Raw genomic sequence first — 23,006 nt, 5'->3', positions numbered from 1 at the left:
GTAATTACATTCAATCAAAATCCTACTACAGCTACCAATGGTTCTACTCAAACGATATGTACTTCGGGAACTGCTACTTTATCAGGAAATAATCCAAGTATTGGAACAGGAGCATGGACTGTAGTTAGCGGGCCAAGTACTTCAAGTGCGCAATTTGCGAGTACATCGGTATTCAATACCGTATTTACCCCAGCAGGAGGTGCAGGAAGTTATCTAGTTCGTTGGACCATTAGCAATTCGCCTTGTACTGCTTCAACGGCTGATGCAACTATTACTGTTACAACTTCTTCGGGAGGAACTGCAACCGCATCTCTATCTTCAGTATGTCTTGGTGATAGTACAAGTATTAGTCTTACAGGGCATTCAGGTACGATACAGTGGCAACGTTCAGAAAATAGCGGAACGAGTTGGACCTCTATTTCTGGCGCTACCTCTAGTACGTATACTACACCAAGTTTGAATGTGGCTACCTCTTATAGAGCAGTAGTGACTAATGGATCCTGTGCTTCTGCCAATTCTACAGTAGCAGCAGTTAGTATCTCGGAAGCGAATCAAAGTAATGCAGGGAATGCTACTTATAATACGACTTGGAGTAACGGACAAAATGATTCTACGACTGGATTTGGAGCTTGGACTTTGAGTGCTACAGGAGGTGCAGGATTCTTTTCATCAGGAAGTTCTGATGTAAATAATGCGAATACTCGTTCATGGGGGATGTATGCAGGTGGAACAGGAGGAGGTAATGTAGCTAGTGCTACTCGAACTGTTTCGATGGGTATGGGCAACAAGATTGCTTTTTCTATGGATAATGGAAGTATTACTTCAGGAGGTACTATTGGTTTTGGATTACAAAATGCCTCTGGTCAGAATTTGATGGAGTTGTACTTTGTAGGAGGGAACACTTTCTACACTTTAAATGACAATGCTGGTGCCAATGCAACATCTCTAGGATATACCACAGGAGGATTGGATATTACAGTAACTTATACAGCTGTTAATACCTATTCAGTAACCATTACAGGTAAGGGAGGAAGTACAGTAACCTACACAAGCAGAACCTTTTCAACTCAGGGAGGTGGGCAGCTACCAGCACAGATACGTTTCTTTAATGCAGGAGCAGGATCTGGAGGTTCATTTGATTTGTTCTTTAATAGTCTTTCGATTAATAATCCAGTGATTACGACTCAGCCAGCAACAGGAACTCAGTCCTATTGTATTGGAGCGACACCAACTAATCTTACTGTCGCTGCAAGTGGATCGGGTCTTAGTTATCAGTGGTTTAGTAATATTGCAGCATCGAATGCAGGCGGTACCAATTTAGGTAGTAGTAGCGGTGCTCAAACCGCAACGTACACTCCGCAAAATTCAACAGCTAATACGCTTTATTATTACTGTGTTGTTACAGGCGGATGTAGTTCTACATTAGTGACGAGTAATGTTTCAGGAGCAATTACTGTAAAAGCCTTACCTACACCAACGTTTACAGTTGAGCCAGGTGCTACAGCTTGTGCTACTAATGATGTTAGTTATACGACTCAATCCGGACAAACCAATTACATTTGGACCGTTCCTGGAGTATTGAATACGGATTATTCGATTACCTCAGGCGGAGTAGGAACAGGTAGCAATACGGTTACCTTGAAATGGTTGACTACAGGAAGTAAAACGGTTACTATTAATTATACCACTAATGGCTGTACAGCTACGAGTGCTACCTCTTCTACAGCTACTACAATATCGGCTGCACCCGCACCGACGTTTACGGCTCAACCAGGAGCTACTGTTTGTGCGAGTACCGATGTTACTTATACGACCCAATCTGGACAAACCAATTATGTTTGGACCGTTCCAGGCGTTTTAAATACCGATTATTCCATAACCTCAGGAAGCATAGGAACAGGGAGCAATACGGTTACTTTGAAATGGTTGACTATAGGAAGCAAAACCGTTACGATTAATTACACTACAAGTGGTTGTACAGCAGGCACTGCCACATCATCGACAGCGACAACTGTTAGTGCTTTACCCACACCGACTTTTACAGCTCAACCAGGAGCTGCCGCTTGTCTGGGTACTGATGTCACTTATACGACTCAATCGGGACAAACCAATTATATTTGGACAGTACCGGGTGTATTGAGTACGGATTATTCGATTACCTCAGGTGGTATAGGAACCAGCAGCAATACGGTTACCTTGAAATGGTTGACTTCAGGAAGTAAAACGATTACGATTAATTACACCACTAGTGGATGTACTGCAGCTAGTGCGACATCATCTACAGCGACTACTGTTAGCGCAACAGCTCCAACTGCAGTAGCAGGACCAGATATCAGTCAGTGTAATAGCGGTGCTTTTACCATGGCTGCCAATGCGGCAAGTCCTGGTACAGGTACTTGGACGGTAGTTTCGGGAACCGCTATTATCACAAGTGCTAACTCTACTACATCGACTATTACTGGAGTACCATTTGACACATCGGCAACTTTAAGATGGACGATAACCAATTCGCCATGTAGCCCAACCCAAGATGATATTGTTGTTACTAATTCTTCTACTAATACATGGATAGGAGGTACTAGTACAGATTGGAATACTGGTGCTAACTGGTGTGGAGGTGTGCCTACATCGGGTTCTAATGTGGTAATTCCATCAGGAACTTCTTTTAGTCCAAGTATATACCAAACAGCCAATGCAGTTGCTAATAGTGTTAATATAGCTAATGGTGCATCTTTATCAATGTCTAATGCCTATGCTTTATCAATCACTTCCGGAGGTTCTATTACCACTAATAGTTCAGGTACTTTTACTGCAGGAGATGGAACAGTTAACTTCATAGGAAGCGGAACTATCACAGGAACTGTCGCTTTTTACAATGTTAATTTGAGCGGTTTAGTTGCTTTCAGTAATGCTGTTACTGTTAATAATAGATTGCGAATTGCTACTGGTGGTGCTGTAACTACTAATTCGCCAACATACGGTAGTGGTAGTTTACTACAGTATTTTGTTGGGGCATCCTACAATAGAAGTTTAGAATGGACTTCAGCTACTAGCGGAGCAGGGTATCCAGCCAATGTTCAGATATCAACCAACAGTACCAATACTACTTTGAATATGTTGACTACAAGTGCCCAATGTTCGGGTAATTTGACTATAGATTCTGGAAATACATTGAACACTACAAGCAATATTTTAACCGTAGTTGGTAATGTATTGATTAATGGTACGATGAGTTTGGGAGGCGATGTGTATACCAGAGGCAATTGGACAGTAGGAGCTAGTGGTACTCAAGCTAATAATACTAAGGCAGTATTCTTTACTGCAGCGACAGGTGACCAAATGGTAGCTAAAACAGGCGGTGGAACCGTATTTTTTGATTATTTAATTATTGATAAAGTCACTAGTGGTAATGTTGTGATTGAAAGCACAACAAATATTACTTTAAACACTGCTACAGGTCAAGTTTTACAACTTAACAATGCTGGAGGATTGGATTTGAATGGAAGAGCCTTAACATTTAATAATAGCGGAGGAGCTATTTATGTTAATGGAGCAAGAAATATTATTTCTACACCATCTTCCCCTAATGGTACCATCGAGATTAACCAATACAAAGTGATTCAAAACAATAGTGGTACAGGAACTTTGAATTTGGGACCTACTGTTACTGTAAATTTAAATACAAATGGTAACTTAGATTTTGGTTCTAATATTACAACAGTAAACGGTATTTTATCTATCAATAGCAATACCAACTGTTTTGTAAATACGAATCCACCTATTTATAGTACTACTTCTACCTTAATTTACAATACCGGAAGTAACAGAAACAGAAGTGTTGAATGGAATGCTACAAGCGGTGCGGGGTATCCAAATAACATGATTGTTCAGAACAACACTACTTTGAATGTGAAAAATGGGGATAATTCGTATAAAAAAATTGCTGGTAGTCTGACTATAACTACAGGTAGTAGTTTCGTAATTACTGATTTAACTACTACAACACCAAGTGCAATAGATATTACTGGCGTTGGAGTTGAGATTGTAGGTGATATTCTAAACAATGGTACAATTACTCTAAACGGGACTACCGATACCCGATTGAAAGGATTTAATTTTGTGAATGGCTATTCAAATAATACAGCTACAACAACCCTATCTGGCAGTGCAGGTGGAGATATAGAAGTTAAAGGTGATTTTACCGATAATGCTATTTTTACGGTAAGCCAAAGAGCTATTTTCTTTACAGGAACTGCAACTCAGAATGTTTCGGGTACAGCTTCGTCTCCGTTTAATATTGATTATATGGTGGTTGCCAAAGCATCGGGTTCTGGTCCTGTTTTATTGAATAAAGATTTATTGGTTGGCGGTCCGTTAACGGGTAGTGTTATTACTTTTGTATCAACTGCAGATATTATTGATTTGAATGGGTTTACCTTAACAGTAGGGAGTTCAGGTGTTACTAATTCAATTGCTGGTTCTGGTTCATTTAAAGGAAGCGGTAGTTCTAATTTGGTAATTAATGGAGTAGGAGATATAGGAACTATTTATTTTGATCAGACTACACCAGGAACTACAAATGTTTTGAATAATTTAACTGTAAACAGAACTTCGACTGGAGGAGGATTTTCTCTAGGCAACGATGTGAATATATCGAATCAATTGACTTTAACTAATGGAACTATCAATTTAGCATCTGCTAATATGACCTTAGGATCATCTGCGCCCGCAATATCTGTTGCTTCTCCTAGTGCTACTAATATGATTATAGCTAGTGGTACAGGTGAGTTGAGAAAAACTTTTTCAACCGCGGGTTCTTATACTTTCCCAATAGGAGATAACGTGGGTACATCAGAATACAGTCCTGCTACTTTGACTTTTTCAGGAAATCCATCTGGATATGCCGGAGTAAGAGTCCAAGATGCTAAGCATCCTAACATTAATTCAGGCATTGTGGATTTTATAAGTCGTTATTGGCCAGTAAGCTCAACAATTAGTAGTTCGTCATGTACAGCTTCGTTTACTTATTTAGCTTCTGATGAGAATGGAACAGTTGCAAATTATTTTGGGGGACGTTATTTAAACCCAGATTGGTATTGCCTCTCCGATGTAGATGATACGAATAGAGTTATATCATCTACTGTAGGTGCTTTTGGTGATTTTACGATTTATACTCCGCCAGCAATGACAAGCGCACTTACTACTTCGGCAGCTACAATTTGTGCTAATACTAGTACTAATTTACAAGTAGCTATAGGAGGAGGAGACGCACCATACACTGTTGGACCATATACAGTAGTCTATAATGATAGTGTTTTAGCAACTAATATTACGGTTAACAGTTATACTAGTGGCGCTAATATTTCAGTATCACCAACAGCTGCCACCACCTATACCTTGGTGTCTGTTACTAGTTCTAAAGCTTGTTCCTCTGTGGCATCTGATACGAAAACTGTTACTATCGGAGGTACCTCTACCTATGTTTCAAGTGCATGGTCGCCAAGTGCACCAACAGCTACAAGTACGGCAGTTATTGATGGACTTGGAGTTGGAGATAACTATAATGTAGCTGCAGATATTACGGCATGTAGCCTGCATGTTAAAAATGGTGCTATAGTTACCATTCCTTCTACTTTTAAGATAACTTTAAGTGGCGCTTTAACTGTTGAGAGTGGTAGTAGTTTTATCTTAGAGAATGATTCTAATTTGGTTCAAACGGGAGGCACTACGAATCCAAATTCAGGAAGCATACAAGTGAATCGCAACAGTTCTTCTTTGTATTTGTTAGATTACACCTTGTGGTCCTCACCGGTAGAGAATCAGAACTTGTATTCTTTTTCACCAAGAACACTTGGCAATCGCTTTTATGTATTCGATACTCCAACCAATCTGTATAACCCGATAGCTTCTAGCAATAATTTTACCGTAGCAAAAGGGTATTTGATAAGAGTTCCTAAAAATTTCTCTTCTACAACTCCAGCAATTTATGAAGGTTTATTTACAGGAAAACCAAATAGTGGTACTATTAATTTTGCACTTTCAAACCAAGGGCCAACAATATATTCTAACCCTCCATTGAATACAATTGTTGATGTCCCGGCCACCGCTGCAGTTAAGGGTTTTAATGCTGTAGGAAATCCATATCCGTCACAAATCAATGTTCATAATTTTATTGATGCAAATATTTCTAATATAACAGGGACGCTTTATTTTTGGAGAAAGAAAAATGACCAAACCCAGCCGAGTTATTCCACTTTAACAAAACTAGGTTATGTTGCGAATAGTGCTCCAGGGGGAGGAACATCAAATACCTCCAATTATTTTAACACTTCAAATAATGCCGCAAACACTTGGGTTATTAATGTAGGACAAGGCTTTATTGTACAAGCAACAGCTGCAACAGATTTAGTATTTACCAATGCTATGAGAAGAGGTGTTAATAATAGCAACCAATTCTTTAGAACTAGCAACAAGACTACCATTGATGATAGTGGTTACAAGTTAAATTTAACAAGAAAGGATGGTTTTTTTAGTCAAATGTTAGTTAAATATTCATCCGATTATACTTTAGGAGTAGATCGAGGAATAGACGGCTCTAATATAAATAGTGAAGAGTATATGTGTAGTAGTATAGACGGTGTAGCCTACGCTATACAAGGACGACCAGAGTTTACCCTTACAGATATTGTTCCTTTACAATACAAGGTAGCAACAGCAGCTGAGTATTCAATAAGTATAGAACAATTTGACGGATTGTTTGGCACGCAAGATGTATATATAAAAGACAAATTGACTAATTTTATACATAATTTGAAAACGGGACCTTATACATTTGTTTCAGAACCAGGAACCTTTACAGATCGATTTGAAGTGGTTTATGAGAATCCGTTAAGTACAAGTGACACTAAATTTAATCAAAATAGTGTTTTAGTATACAAACAAAGCCAAGAGGTTGTTATCAACACGGGCACAGTCCAAATGTCAAATGTAAAAATCTATGATATTCGAGGACGTTTGTTGGTATCTAAAAGCAATATCAATGCCTCACAAGTTAAAATGTATGCAGGAAGTACCCAACAGGTATTGATAGTAAAAATCACCTCAGACACCAATGGAGTAGTTACCAAAAAAGTAATCAACTAAAAAGCATATTTTTTACCCTAAAAAGCCCTTTCGGTCACGAAAGGGCTTTTTTTATACATTAAATATAAGATTTATATTTAATCAATTCCAATTTTTTAAATTATTTTATGTAATATAATACTTATAAAACATATAATTAAATGCATTTTATCGTTAAAAAATGCATTTTATCGATATTTATATTTTTTTTATTAAATGTTTTTTTTTACGTTTGCCTTATAATTATCAATTAATAAGTTTTTAAAAATACAACAAACTAAAATGAAAAATTTAATGATTCAAATAGAAAATAAATTTTCTGCAAAAGGACTTCTAAAATTAATTTTTGTTGTTTTAATTTTTTTGATTTCATGTTACAAGGGTTTAGGTCAGGTAATAAATTCTACAACCTATCCGGTAACAAATACGTCGGGTCAGTCCATAAACTCTTATACAAGCCTAGGTACATTATTGTCTACAGGCAGTGACGATGGTAATTCTAGTCTAACAAATATTGGTTTTAATTTTTGGTTTAATGGTGTTACATATTCACAATTTGGTGTAAATGCCAATGGGCATTTAAAATTGGGTTCTGTAATTACAGGGAATCGTTTTAATAACAATCTAGCTGATGGTGTTGAAGATCCTAAAATTGCTCCATTTTGGGATGATTTGACTACTGGTTCTAATGGCTATGTTAGATATGGTCTAAACGGTATTGCACCAAATAGAAGTTTAGTAATTGAATGGAAAACTAATTTGTATGTAAACTCTTCAAGTGTAAGTCAAAATGCGCCAATGGTATTTCAGGCAATATTGTCTGAAAATACAGGGAGGATTCAGTTTATATACTCAGGAACAATTGCTTCGGGAGGTACTTATTCAATAGGTTTTAGTAGTTCAGGATCTTCAATTGTAAGTATTGCTAGTGCAACTAATAGTGCAACTTATGGTTCTGATCCTAACAATACCCAATCAACAGCAATTGTAGCAGGGAGGTCATATAGTTTTACGCCAACTTCTATGGGTGTCCCTACAACGGCAATAAATGCGTCGACGCAAACCATATGTTCAACCGCAACCGCAACATTATCTGGAAATACGCCTGTAATAGGAATTGGATCATGGAGTGTTGTAAGTGGTCCAAATACTTTAACAAGTCAATTTAGTAATGTATCAAACCCGAATGCTATATTTACTCCAGCAGGTGGGGCAGGTTCTTATGTAATAAGATGGACAATTAGTAATTCATCTTTTACTCCTTCAACAGCAGATGCTACAATTACTGTAAATGCTGAAGCATTTACTCAAGTAGGGTCAACAAATACTTTTTGTATAGACAACCAAAATACAATTACTACAGCGTCAGTTAACTCTGGCCAATTTGTAGTGGTAGATATTATTAGAGGATTTAATTATACTTTTTCTGTTGGTAATGTGTTTGCAACCAATGAAAATTTAACAGTATTAGATGCAATTTCAAATGATAATCTAACTCCATCTTTATCCGCATCTGGAGCATCTGGAGCAAGTATAACTTGGACAGCCACATTTTCTGGACAAGTGAAAATAAGGTTAACAAGTGGAAATTGTTCAAATTTAGCTGGAGGGGCTTTAACACTTAGAATAAATTCTATTGGAAACACACAGGATTCTCAAACTGCTTTTGGAACCGATCAATGGATTGGTCATATTTATAATTGGACTGGTTCGGCTCCTCCAGGCGGTACTTCTCCCAATACACCAACGAATTCGGTGCCTTTTGATAATGCTAATTATGTGGGGTATTATAATGTTCCTACAGAAACATTCGTAGAAGGATTTGGAGGTAATTATGCATGCTTCCCAGTTTTATCGAATGGTGCAATACGAACAAATATTTATACTGAGCAATATGCAGTTCGTTATAGAATGAGGTCTACAAAAACTGGATGTTATCTAATTAATTTTAATGGTGATGATGGTATACGAATATATGTTGATGGTGTAAAAGTTTTTGATGCTTGGATTGTACAAGCACCAACTGTTTATCAAAACGTCCTTGTTAATCTTTCAGGATCAAGTGAAATTGTATTCGATTTTTTTGAAAATTTTATTCAAAACGAATGTAATTTTACAATAACACCTTTTGTTCCAAGTGCTAATACTATTTCATCAACATCGACAAGCGTTTGTAGTGGTATTGTTCCTAGTTTAATTGATGGTTCTCCGTTTGTTTATAACGGTTCAACAGCAAATCCTTCTATGAGTTTTCAGTGGCAATTGTCTACAGACGGAATTAATTTTACTAATATTTCTGGAGCAACAAGTGAAGATTATACACCAGTAGCACAAACAACAACAGTAAATACAAATAGATTTTTTAGAAGAGCACTAATAGGAAGTACACAGGGACCAAATAGTTGTTTGAGTTATAGTAATATATTTACTTTAGTAACAACTGTAACACCAACAGTAGCAACAAACACATCAACGCAAACCATATGTGCAACAGGGACAGCAATACTTTCAGGAAATTCGCCAATTGTTGGAACTGGCCTTTGGAGTGTTGTGAGCGGACCAAGTACTATAGTAAGTCAATTTAGTAATGCATCAAGCCCAACTGCTCAGTTTACTCCAGCAGGCGGAGCGGGTTCATATGTAATTAGATGGACAATTAGTAATTCTCCGTGTACAGCATCTATAGCTAATGCAACAATCACTGTAACAGCGGCGCCAACTACAGCTACCAATACATCAACACGAACTATATGTGTCTCAGGAACAGCAACCTTAGCAGGAAATACTCCTACAGTTGGAACAGGTTCTTGGAACGTTGTAAGTGGTCCAAGTGTTTTAGTAAGCCAATTTAGTAATGCATCAAGCCCAACTGCTATATTTACACCAGCAGGCGGAGCAGGAGCTTATGTAGTTCGATGGACAATTAGTAGCGGATCTTGCTCTACATCGGCTAATGCTACTGTAACAGTATCTGGAGCTCCAAATGTAGCAACAAACACATCAACACAAACCATATGTGCAACAGGGACAGCAATACTTTCAGGAAATTCGCCAATTGTTGGAACTGGCCTTTGGAGTGTTGTGAGCGGACCAAGTACTATAGTAAGTCAATTTAGTAATGCATCAAGCCCAACTGCTCAGTTTACTCCAGCAGGCGGAGCGGGTTCATATGTAATTAGATGGACAATTAGTAATTCTCTATGTACAGCATCTATAGCTAATGCAACAATCACTGTAACAGCAGCGCCAACAACAGCAACAAATACTTCTACTCAAACCATATGTGCAACAGCAACAGCTTTGCTTTCAGGAAATACTCCTACAGTTGGAACAGGTTCTTGGAACGTTGTAAGTGGTCCAAGTGTTTTAGTAAGCCAATTTAGTAATGCATCAAGCCCAACTGCTGTATTTACACCAGCAGGCGGAGCAGGAGTTTATGTAGTTCGATGGACAATTAGTAATACTACTTGTTCTACATCGGCTAACGCTACAATTACTGTAATATCAGGAACAGCTGCTGGAACAGTGATAGGAGGCTCAACAATTTGTTCAGGATCTACTAGTGGTTTATTAACATTATCAGGGCATACAGGTACAGTTATTCGTTGGGAAAGCTCGGTTAGTCCATTTAGTACATGGATACCAATTGTAAATACAGCAACAACCTATACTTCTGGAAATATAACTCAAGAAACACGATTTAGAGCTGTGGTTCAAAACAATTCTTGTTCTATTTTAAACGCTGCCTTTACGACTGTAACTTTGGGTAATACGAGTACTTGGAATGGAAGCTCTTGGAGTAACGGAATTCCACTATCATCAACAGTAGCTATAATTGCAGGGAATTATGTTTCTGCAATAAACGGAGGTGATATAAATGCTTGTAGTTTAACAATAAACAGTGGTGATGTAGTGATATCTTCAGGTAATACGGTAAGTTTATTTGGAGCTCTAAATGTAATTTCAGGAAGTTTTACATTAGAAAATAATGCCAATTTGTTACAGTCAACAGATGTGTCTAATTCAGGAAATATTATTGTTAAAAGAAATACTGCTCCTTTAATGCGTCTGGATTATATTTTATGGTCTTCCCCAGTTGCGAATCAAAAGTTGTTGGCATTTTCGCCTAATACTTTAGTAAATCGTTTTTATACTTATGATGCATCAACAGATAAGTATGCACCAGTTGCATCACCATCTACAACTAATTTTGAACCAGGGATTGGTTATTTAATTAGGGTTTCAAATACGCATCCTACAACTCCAACCATTTTTGGTGGTCAGTTTACAGGAGTTGCAAATAATGGGACTGTAAATTTACCAGTAACTAATGCAACCTATAATGCTATAGGGAATCCGTATCCATCAACCATAAATGCTAATGCTTTTATAGCTCAGAACGGAATTACTGAAGCTTTATACTTTTGGAGAAAAACAAATAACTCTAATAACTCTTCTTACGCTACTTATACTACTGCAGGTGGAGTTTGTAACTTAGGAGGTGATTCTTTAGCTTTAACGCCAAATGGTATTATAGCTGTTGGGTCAGGTTTTATTGTTAAAGCAACAAGTACAAATATAACCTGTAACAATGCAATGAGAGTTTCTAATTCTAACGCTCCTTTTTTAAGAACGTTTGATGAAAGAAATAGAATTTGGTTGAACTTATCGAGTGTTTCAGGAGCTTTCTATCAAACGATGGTTGCTTATATGCCTAATGCAACATCAAATGTAGATGCAGCGATTGATGGTCGTTTTTTAAATGACACTCCAAATGCTTTAACTTCACTTATTGATGGACAAGAATACACGATTCAAGGAAGAGCCTTGCCGTTTGACGGAAGCGATACCGTTTTGTTAGGGTTTAAAGCTAAAACAGCAGAAAATTACACCATAACATTAAGCAATTTTGATGGTTTGTTTTCAAGTAATCAAAGTGTGTTTATCAAAGATAATAACTCTAATACTATACACGATTTAAAATCAGGGCCATACACATTTGCTTCAGAGGCTGGTACTTTTAATACTCGTTTCGAAATCGTGTATCAGAATAATTCATTGTCTACTCAAACACCTTCTTTTAATGAAAAAAGTATAGTGGTTTATAAACAAAATCAAGAAGTAGTTGTGAATTCTGGTTCAGTTCAAATGTCTAACGTTGCTATTTATGACATTCGCGGACGATTATTGATAGCTAAAGATAAAATCAACGCTTCAGAAGTTAAACTCTATACAGGAACTACTAAACAAGTTTTAATTGTAAAGATTACATCAGATACTAATGAAATTGTAACTAAAAAAATAATTAACTAAGTCCCCAAATTTTCCCTTAAAAGCCCTTTCGGTCTCGAAAGGGCTTTTTTTATGAATAAAATCTAAAAAGCCCCATGTATTTCACCGATGAAGTCCCTAAATACGGTCGATGAAGTGCGTCTTTTTTGGTTGAAATACTCAAAAAATGCTGTTTTTGTAACTTTAACGAGTTTCTCAGTACTTCAACGAAAATAATTGGTCTAGGAGTAGTGCGATTCTATCTTTGACATGTATTAGAAACGAAACAATACATAAAAATAAAAAGATGAAAACAGCAACTCATAACACAACAATTAAAAATTCTTTTTCAGGAATTAGAACGATTGTTTTATTTGTTTTGTTAGTATCATCTAGTTTTACAATGGTAGGACAAAACAAAAATGAAGTTGTTCCTATTACAGTAACTTTTGAAGTTGTAACTTCAGATGATACTGTTACAGCTTCGCAAAGCAATGTGACAACAAATTCTTCAATGAATTTTGTTTCTTGGTTCATGGGAACAAAACAAACACCAAACGCAAATCAATCAGCAGATGCTGCTGTAAGCCAAAAAAAGCAAATGATTAATTCAGGAATTGCTCCAAACCGATTGTTGATTAAAGCGTTCTTAAAAAAAGCATCAAACTACAGTTCTACAATTGCATAATTATTTTATATTAATTTAGGTTAAGTTAAGAGAAGTCTTCCGGAAATGGAAGACTTTTTTTTATAAATAATAATGAAATATTATCAGTTTTAAAAATTATCAAATTTATGCTTGCATAGAAGTAAATATCTGCAATGGCAAATTCCTCTATTAGTTTTAGTTAATCTGTAAATCGGTGTTAATTATTTGCATTTAAATTGTAAAAACTTTATGGTTTGATAAATCAATGTTATGGTGACTTAAAGTTAATATATTTAGTTTTATAAAAAGCAGCCTGTTTGAACACCTATTTTACAAACCAAAAAAATACGATTTCTCTTTAAAAATAATCATACCCATGTCATATTCAATAATTTTAATCATGCTTTTTTTAAATAATAATAATTAAAAAAGGTAAAATGATGTAAATTATTAAAAATTTTTATTTAATTCGATTAATTCAATGTATAATTCGTAAATAATTTAAATTTACATTTAACTTAATGTTAAGTCACTATTAAGTTTTAAACACTTTGCAAAAGCATAACATACAATTTTTGGAAGAACCCCATACCAAGATTTAATTTTGCCAAGTTATTATTTATTAGACATTTTGAATTTAAAAAATACGAGTATGAAAGCGAAAACTACTTTACAGTCTTTATATTATTATGGGAGCAGAGTAATTAATGAAATCCTAATTTCTTTAGATATTCAAACTAATAAAAAATTAAAACATAAAAGAAGAAAAAACTTCAAACACGCAATAATTCCTCTTTTGCTATTTGCGGTTTTTGGAATTGGGAAAAGTTGGGGGCAAGTCACTATTGCTTCTCAAGACTTCGAGACAGCACCTGCTTTACCAACACTTACATTTTCAAACACAAATGGAGGAAATTCAACCGGTACAAACCCAGCAGCTGGATTACCCTCTAGTGCAAATCTTTTTGTTTCTGGTGCTAGAGGATGGCAATCTGTAAATACAACAACAACATTAACATTTGGTAATCAATCATTAAGTGGTTACACCAATGCTTTTGTAGATTTTAGATTAGCAGGAATGTCGGTTAATAACACTAATGGTATTGACGCAGGTGATATTGTTACCGTTTCAATTAGTGTTGATGGAGGCACAACATATTCGTCTGAACTTACTATTGCAGGTTCAGCAGCCAATCAAAGATGGGCATTTTCTGCATCAGGCTCAACATCTATAACTTATGATGGGAATAATACACCAACACCTATAACTTCTGCTTCTGCAACAGGAGTATCTACAGTAACGATAAATATACCTAATGCTAATTCTCAAGTTAGGGTTAGAATTACTATGCTTAATAATGATGCAAATGAGAGATGGGTTATTGATGATGTAAGAATAAGAGGAACGGTTGCTTCTACCCCAACAATCTCCACCACAGGAACTCTTTCAGCGGTAAATACAACCTATGGTACAGCATCTGCAACGCCAACAACTTTTTCAGTTTCAGGAGCAGATATGACCGCAGGTATTTTAGTAACACCACCGTCTACTAATTTTGAAGTTGCTACCGCAATAGGAGGTCCCTATAGTAATACGATTACAGTTGGTGCAGCAGGAACTATTGCTTCAACACCAGTATATATTCGATTAAAACCTAATGCGACAGTTGCAAGTTCTCCTTATACTGGTAACATTGCTTTAACTAGTTCAGGAGCAACAACGGTAAATGTAGCTACTGTTTCGAGTACAGTAACTGCAAAAGGACTAACCATTACAGGACTAACAGGAGCAAATAAAGTATACGATAGATTAACTACTGCATCATTTGCTGGTACGCCTAGTTATTTAGGATTAGAAAATAGTGAATCTTTTTCGGTTACTGGAACGGCTGTAGCTAATTTTGCAAATGCTTTAGTAGGAACTGGAAAAGCCATTACAATAATAGGATATACTGCACCTTCAACCAATTATACAATAACACAACCAACAGGCTTAACTGCCGATATTACATCAAAAACATTAACTATTATTGGAATTTCAGCTAACAATAAAGTGTTTGACGCAAGCACAACAGCCTCGCTTTCAGGAACAGCTACTTTATCAGGTGTTGAAACAGGAGATACCGTAATGTTGGGAGGAACTCCAGTAGCTACTTTTGCCTCTACTGCTATTGCAACAGGAATTGCAGTAACAGTAATTGGATACACTATTGGCGGAGCCGATTCGGTGAATTACTCATTAACACAACCTACCGGTTTAACTGCCGATATTACTTCTGCAGCTGCTCCTACTATATCTACAACAGGTTCTCTATCGGCTGTAAATACAACTTACGGTTCTGCTTCTCCTTCGCCTGCTACATTTGATGTTTCAGGAGTTAATATGACAGCTGGTATTTTAGTAACGCCACCTTCAACTAATTTTGAGGTTTCAACTGCAATTGGTGGACCTTATACCAACACCATTACCATTGGTACAGCAGGAACTATTGCTTCAACTGCAGTTTACATTCGTTTAAATTCTACTGCAACTGTTGCTGGCTCTCCGTATAGTGGCAATATTGTTTTATCGAGTTCTGGAGCATCTAATGTAAATGTTGCCACAGTATCTAGTTCGGTAACTGCAAAAGGACTTACTATTACAGGAATTGCAGGAGTAAATAAAATATACGACCGTTCAACTACAGCTACTTTATCAGGAACGCCAGCCTATTCTGGTTTAGAAAATAGCGAATCTTTTTCGGTGACAGGAACTGCAGTAGCTAATTTTTCAGATTTTTTAGTCGGAATAGGAAAAACAATAACCATAGCAGGTTATACAGCACCTTCAACCAATTATACAGTGACACAACCTACAGACCTAACTGCCGATATTACGCCAAAAGCGCTAACTATTACAGGAGCAGCGGTTACGTCTAAATCCTATACGGGTACCAATCCAGCTACCATAACTGGAGGAAGCTTTTCAGGTATTGTTTCTCCTGATGTGGTGACTTTTAGCGGAGGCGGAACTTTTGCAACGGTTAATGTAGGAGTTGGAATTAGTGTAACAGCTGCCTTAACTTTAGGTGGTGCCAATGCTGGAAATTATTCGTTAACACAACCAACTTTAACAGGAATAATTGCCACAGCACCATTAACCATCACAGGATTAACGGGGTCTAATAAAGTATATGATGCAAATACAACTGCTTCATTTACGGGTACAGCAGCCTATTCAGGATTGCAAAATTCAGAATCGTTTAGTGTGACAGGTTCTCCATCGGCAACTTTTGCTACCAAAACTGTAGCTAATTCAAAACCAATTACTATAACAGGTTATACTGCTCCTTCTTCAAATTATACGGTAACGCAGCCAACTGGATTAACCGGAAATATTACTGCGTTTAACTTAACAGTAACGGGAGCAACTGCTAGCAATAAAGTATATGATAGATTAAATACGGCAACCATTACAGGTTCAACATTAGTGGGAGTATTTGGTGGAGATACAGTTACCATATCAACTACTGGAACTTTTGCAAGTGTAAATGTAGCTTCGGGGATTGTAGTAACCTCTACTCAAACTTTAGGCGGTACTGATGCAGGAAATTACACCGTAACAGTACCAACAGGTTTAACAGCAAATATTACTGCAAAACCATTAACGATAACTGCTGCAGCAGCAAGCAATAAAGTATTCGATAACAATACAACTGCTACCATTACAGGAACATTATCGGGTATTGTTTCTCCTGATGTTGTTACATTAAGTGGTACAGGAACATTTGCTTCGTCTGCCATCGCAAATGGGATTGCGGTAACTTCTACTTCAACTTTAGCAGGAGCGCAAGCAGGAAATTATTCGCTAACGCAACCAACAGGATTAACTGCAAATATTACACCTAATACTTTAAGCGATGTGTCTTTTAATAGTGGTTCATCGGCAAGTACAAATACTAATATTGATTATACACTCTATCAAGGAACGGCTCTTACTAGCACTGGTTCAGGAGTAAATGGTAGTATTGGAGTAATGGGGTTTTATTTGCGTGATGGCGGAGCTACAATATCCGATTTAGACACTCTAGGAACCGAATTAACAGCAATAAGTTTTAATGTAACCAATGTTGCTAACATTCGTTCGGCACGATTGTTTGACGGTACTACTGCATTAGGAACAGCAGTAAACGTTACCACTTCTCCAATTGTATTTACAGGATTAACTGGAGTTATAGCTGGAGATGATTCGCAATTAGCATTAAATCTTCGTATTACTTTTGAGTCAACCGTAACGGATAATCAGCAAATGCAATTTACGGTTTCATCGGTAACAGCAAATGCAACAGGATCAACTTTTACGACTGCAAATGGCGGAGGAGCCGTTTCTTCAACTACAAGCGATATCAATAGAATTGAAGTAACAGCAGATAGATTAGCTTTTGTAGCAACACCAACCACTACTGCTATAAGTGCAGCTATGACCGCAGTTACAGTTGAAGGTAGGGACTCGTTAAGCAATAGAGATTTAGATTACACAGGAAGTATTGCTATTACTTCGACAGGAACGCTTACAGGAACGCCAGTAAATGCCTCTGCCGTTAGCGGATTGGCAACTTACTCCTCATTAACGCACACAGTAGTAGGTACAGGTTATACACTAACTGCAACAACAACTGGGTTAGCGTCTTCAAACACTATAACCAGTGGTACTTTTAATATTACAAATGTTCCAGCAAATAGTTATAGAACTACAGCAGCTGGAACATGGACAAGTGGTGGAGGAACTGCAACTTGGGAAAGATTAATAAGTGGAACATGGACTGCAAACGCGGCTCCCGCTTTTAACTCTGCAAATAATATTTATATTCGTCATGCAATACCAATAACAGGTTCTACATCAGCAGCTTCTGTTATTGTCGAGAATGGGGGTACGTTAACAAATTCTTCATCGTGTACTTATGGAGGTACTTTGCTAAGAGTTGAAACAGGGGGAGTCCTACAAGTAAATGCCTCTATAACTGTTGGAGGTACATTTGAAGTACAAGATGGCGCAACTGTTAATATCAATTTTGCTTTTGGCACACCTTCTTCTTCAATTTGGAGTGGAACAGAAAATTTCCATCCAAATTCAAATTTAGTATTACAAAATTGGGATGCTGCTGGTGATATTTTAATTCCCGATAATACTGCAATATCAACCAATACCTATAGTGGCTATACTGCCGTTTTTGGTAATATCATCTGTGATTTTGGGACAAATCTTGGGGCAAGTGATGATTTGATTTTTCTAGCATCAGGAGTAAACATCAATATGGCGCATGGAGATTTAATTTTCAGAACAAATGATAATTCTTTAATTACGCCTGCCACTGCTGATATGCGTATTGCAACAACTGGTACAGTTACATCAGGAATTGGAGGTGATTTTTCAGTAGAAGATACATATGGAGCAACACAATTAATCAATTTAAAGACATCTGGTACATTGACTTTTACCATAAAAGGTGATATGATTTTAGATGCTTCAACTACTCGAGTTTTAGCAAGTTCAATTGCAGGTTCTTCAACAACACTAAATATAGATGGTAATTTAACTGTAACCCCAAGTGCTGTTTTAGATTTTAATTCATCCGTTGCGGGTGGTCCTCCTGCTCCTCTATCCGTTATAAATTTAAAAGGAGACTTAACAGGTACTGGTTCGGGATTATTACAAAACAGTAACACAAGTAGCTTAGGACAACTTAATTTTACAGGAACAGGGGATGGATTAACAGCAAATACAACTCAAACTATAGATATTGCTAGTACAAGTACCAATGAAAATAAAAATATTATCTTCAGTGTGAAAAGTGGGGCTTATGTTCAATTAGCTACTAGAAATTTTGAGTTAGGTAATAATAGTGAAGTTATTGTTGAATCAGGAGGTGTATTTGATTTTGGATTTAACGGAACAACTCCATTAGTGGTTGGAATTTCAGGGTCACAAACAGGCACGAAGTTTACTTCTCAACAAGGTAGTACACTCAAGATTACTTCTACAGATGGTATTAATACTTCAGGCGCTATAGGAAATGTAAACGTTGTTGCTTCAAATAGATCGTTTAGTCAAGTTGCTACTTTTCATTATATAGGTAAAGCGAATCAGGTTACAGGTAATGGAATAACTACTGGTTCATCAGCAAAAATTATTATTTGCGATTTAGTTGATAATACCACTCAACTTTCTTTTACAAACTCTACGGGTATAACTTCAACAACTACAATAAGTGCTACAGGAGGAAAACTTGATATACGAAAAGGTCAGGTTATAGAAAGCGATACCGCTTATATCTCTGGTTCTACAGGTACTTTATACATGAGTTCGGGTACTCTCTATAAGGTGAGTCTTAACTCTACAAGTACTTCTGATCTAATTCCTCGTTTGGATGGTGTTGCCTTCGCTTACAGCTTACCAGGAGGTACGATTGAGCTTTCAGGAGCAACTGCTGGTTCAGGGTATCAATATTTAAGAGGTGCTAGAGATTATTATGGTTTAACTTTTAGTGGTGGTGGAAATAAATTTATTTCGAATGCACTAACAAATATTGGAGATAATACCACACTAAATACAGGGTTAGTAACCATTAAAGATAATAACACTATTCTCGATGTTACAAGTAATGAGTTTAGTGGTAATGCTTCATTAACGATGACCAATACGTCGCTATTTAAAATGAGTTCGTTAAATAAAACTTTGCCAGAACTTTTAGGAACTTATACGATGACTAGCGGTACTGTAGAGTTATACGGTTCGTCGGCTACACAAACGCAATCCTTAAGAGGAACGGATGGTTCTTCGGTTAATATTGATTACAACAATATTGAATTAAACAGTACGGGTGCTAATGTTGCCGCTTTAAGTGCTAACGTAGTATCTCAGGCCGGTTTTGGTATTAGAGGAACTATGAATGTAAATAGTCCTACTTGTTTTCAACTTGGAAGTGGTTTTACAGTAACTGATGCAGGAGCAACGAGTGTTTTTGAAATAAAAGCAGGTGCTACATTTAAATATGGAGGATCTATTGCAGCAAGTGGTGCGTCAGGAAATGTTAGAACGGATACTAGAACATTTCCAACAACTGCTTCGTATGGATTTATTGGTGCTACTACCCAAACTACTGGTGCTGGATTGCCATCCTCTATGGTCAATATGTATATGGATAAGACAGCATCAACTAATTTTGTAACTTTAAGCAGTGCAACAAGTGTTACAGGAGTTTTAACTTTCTATAAAGGAAAACTAGATATAGTTGCAAATAATCTTACCTTAGATAGTTCAGGAAGTATATCAGGTGCTAGTGTTACTGATTATGTGGTTACAAGTAGCACAGGAACTTTAACGAGAAATATAACAGCTTTAGGAACATTTACTTATCCTATAGGTTCAGCGACGGCTTATAATCCTTCTTCATTTGTATGGGCAGCTGCACCGGGGATTACTTCTTATGCTTTGCGTTATGTAGCAACTACTGCAACTACTGGTTCAGGTTTGCCAGCTTCAGCAGGTTGTATTTCTGCTGGAACATTGGTAAATAATGGACATTGGGTAGGAACAAGTGTAGGCACTGCAACAAATAGTCCAACCATTACTTTTACAAGAAACGGACATAGCAATGCAGGAGCCAATCTAAACTTGCATACTATTCTAAGACGTAATAATACAAGTGCTGCTTGGGGAGTTGCAGGTACATGGGCAGACCCTGGTACAACTACAATTAGTCCAGTAAGTACAGGGCAAATTTCACTAACTCAAACTGCATTAACAACTGATAATAATTTCTCAGGAGAGTTTGCTCTTGAAACGGGTACAAATGCAACCTCAACAGCAGCCGTTTTATCATCTTCGGCGGCGACTATATGTATAGGAACTAGTCCTAATTTGAGTGTTGCTATTACGGGTAGCGGTTCGTTTTATGATCTTTCAATTTTTGATGGTACCTCAAATTTTTCAGTTATCAATTATATTTCTGGAACTCCTTTTGCGGCACCTCCAACAAGTAGTAATAAAACGTATTCTATAACATCGGTTACTATTGGTGGTAGTTGTGTAGGTTCAGGAAATAGTGGTTCGCCAACAGTAAATATTGGAGGCACATCTACTTATGTTTCAAGTACATGGACTCCAAGTGCGCCAACAGCTACAAGTACAGCAGTTATAGACGGAGGAGTTTATAATGCAGCAGTTAATATTACCGCCTGTAGTTTAGAGGTTAAGAATAATGCAGTAGTCACTATCCCATCGACTTATAAAGTAACTTTGAGTGGCGCTTTAACTGTTGAGAGTGGTAGTAGTTTTACCTTAGAGAGCGATAGTAATTTAGTACAGACAGGAGGAACTACTAATGCTAATGCAGGAAGTATACAAGTAAAACGTAACAGTTCCTCTTTGTATTTGTTAGATTATACATTGTGGTCCTCTCCAGTAGAGAATCAGAACTTGTATTCTTTTTCACCAAGAACCCTAGGCAATCGTTTTTATGTTTACGACACTCCAGCCAATCAGTATAGTCCTGTATCTTCAAGTATTAATTTTATAGTAGGAAAAGGTTATTTAATACGAGTTCCTAAAGATTACTCTTCTACAACATCATCAATTTATAATGGTTTATTTACAGGAAAACCCAATAGTGGCATCATTACTTTTCCAATGAGTTTAGGAGGAACACCAATTACGGGTTATGGTTTTAACGCTGTAGGAAATCCATATCCATCTCAAATAAATTTGCACAATTTTATCGATGAAAATATTTCGAATATAACGGGAGTTCTTTATTTCTGGAGAAAAAGAAACGATCAAACTCAGCCAAGTTACGCCACCCTTACAAAATTAGGTTATACTGCCAATAGTGCACCTGGTGGTGGAACAACAAATACAGCTAACTATTTTAATACTTCAAATAATGCAGCAAACACATGGGTTATTAATGTGGGACAAGGCTTTTTTGTACAAGCAACAGCAGCTACAAATTTAGTATTTACTAATGCTATGCGAAGAGGGGTTGATAATAGCAACCAATTCTTTAGAACAAGCAACAAGAGCGCTAGTGAAGTTAGTCTTTACAAGTTGAATTTAACAAGTAACAATGGTTTTTTTAGTCAGATGTTGGTAGGATATTCATCTGATTATACCTTAGGAGTAGATAAAGGAATAGACGGCTTAAATATAAATAACCAAGAGTATATTTGTAGTAGTTTAGACGGCGTAGCTTATGCAATAGAAGGTAGGCCAGAGTTCACACCAACAGATATTGTTCCATTGCAATATAAGGTAGCAACAGCAGCTGAGTATTCAATAAGTATAGAACAATTTGACGGATTGTTTGGCACGCAAGATGTATATATAAAAGACAAATTGACTAATTTTATACATAATTTGAAAACGGGACCTTATACATTTGTTTCAGAACCAGGAACCTTCACAGATCGATTTGAAGTTGTTTATGAGAATCCGTTGAGTACAAGTGACCCTAAATTTAATCAAAATAGTGTTTTAGTATACAAACAAAACCAAGAGTTTATTATCAACACGGGCACAGTCCAAATGTCAAATGTAAAAATCTATGATATTCGAGGACGTTTGTTGGTATCTAAAAGCAATATCAATGCCTCTCAAGTTAAAATGTATGCAGGAAGTATCCAACAACAGGTATTGATAGTAAAAATCACTTCAGACACCAATGGAGTAGTTACCAAAAAAGTAATCAACTAAAAAGCATTTTTTTACCCTAAAAAGCCCTTTCGGTCACGAAAGGGCTTTTTTTATGTATAAAATCTAAAAAGTGATAGGTATTTCACCGAGAAAGTGCTTAAACACAGTCGATGAAGTGCGTCTTTTTTAGCTAAAATACTCCAAAATTACTGTTCTTGTAACTTTAACGAGTTTTGCAGTACTTCAGCGAAAATAATTGGAGTCAGCATAGTGCTATTCTATCTTTGACATGTA

4 protein-coding genes are annotated in these 23,006 nt (G+C 36.8%); all 4 read left to right on the top strand.

The genetic code is table 11. The features are described 5' to 3' along the window. The coding region (locus ACFQ0S_RS07235; RefSeq protein ID WP_379819071.1) for a T9SS sorting signal type C domain-containing protein at positions 1-7,143 on the top strand (7,143 nt) is incomplete at its 5' end. Between the two features lie 261 nt (positions 7,144-7,404). Further along, positions 7,405-12,435 carry a T9SS sorting signal type C domain-containing protein gene (locus tag ACFQ0S_RS07230; RefSeq protein WP_379819070.1) on the top strand — a complete coding sequence of 1,677 codons (5,031 nt, stop codon included), beginning with the start codon at positions 7,405-7,407 and terminating at the stop codon, positions 12,433-12,435. Positions 12,436-12,700: 265 nt separating this feature from the next. Then, on the top strand, positions 12,701-13,081 hold the full coding sequence (locus ACFQ0S_RS07225) for a hypothetical protein (RefSeq protein ID WP_379755754.1): 381 nt from the start codon (positions 12,701-12,703) through the stop codon (positions 13,079-13,081). 613 nt (positions 13,082-13,694) lie between these two features. After that, complete coding sequence (locus ACFQ0S_RS07220) at positions 13,695-22,772, top strand: YDG domain-containing protein (RefSeq protein ID WP_379755751.1); 9,078 nt, start codon at positions 13,695-13,697, stop codon at positions 22,770-22,772. Positions 22,773-23,006 lie beyond the last annotated feature (234 nt).

It is taken from the genome of Flavobacterium myungsuense (assembly GCF_042677265.1).
In the GTDB taxonomy this organism is placed as follows: domain Bacteria; phylum Bacteroidota; class Bacteroidia; order Flavobacteriales; family Flavobacteriaceae; genus Flavobacterium; species Flavobacterium myungsuense.
Note: the sequence above shows the minus strand (reverse complement) of the source record. Positions and strands in the feature narration are given on the sequence as shown.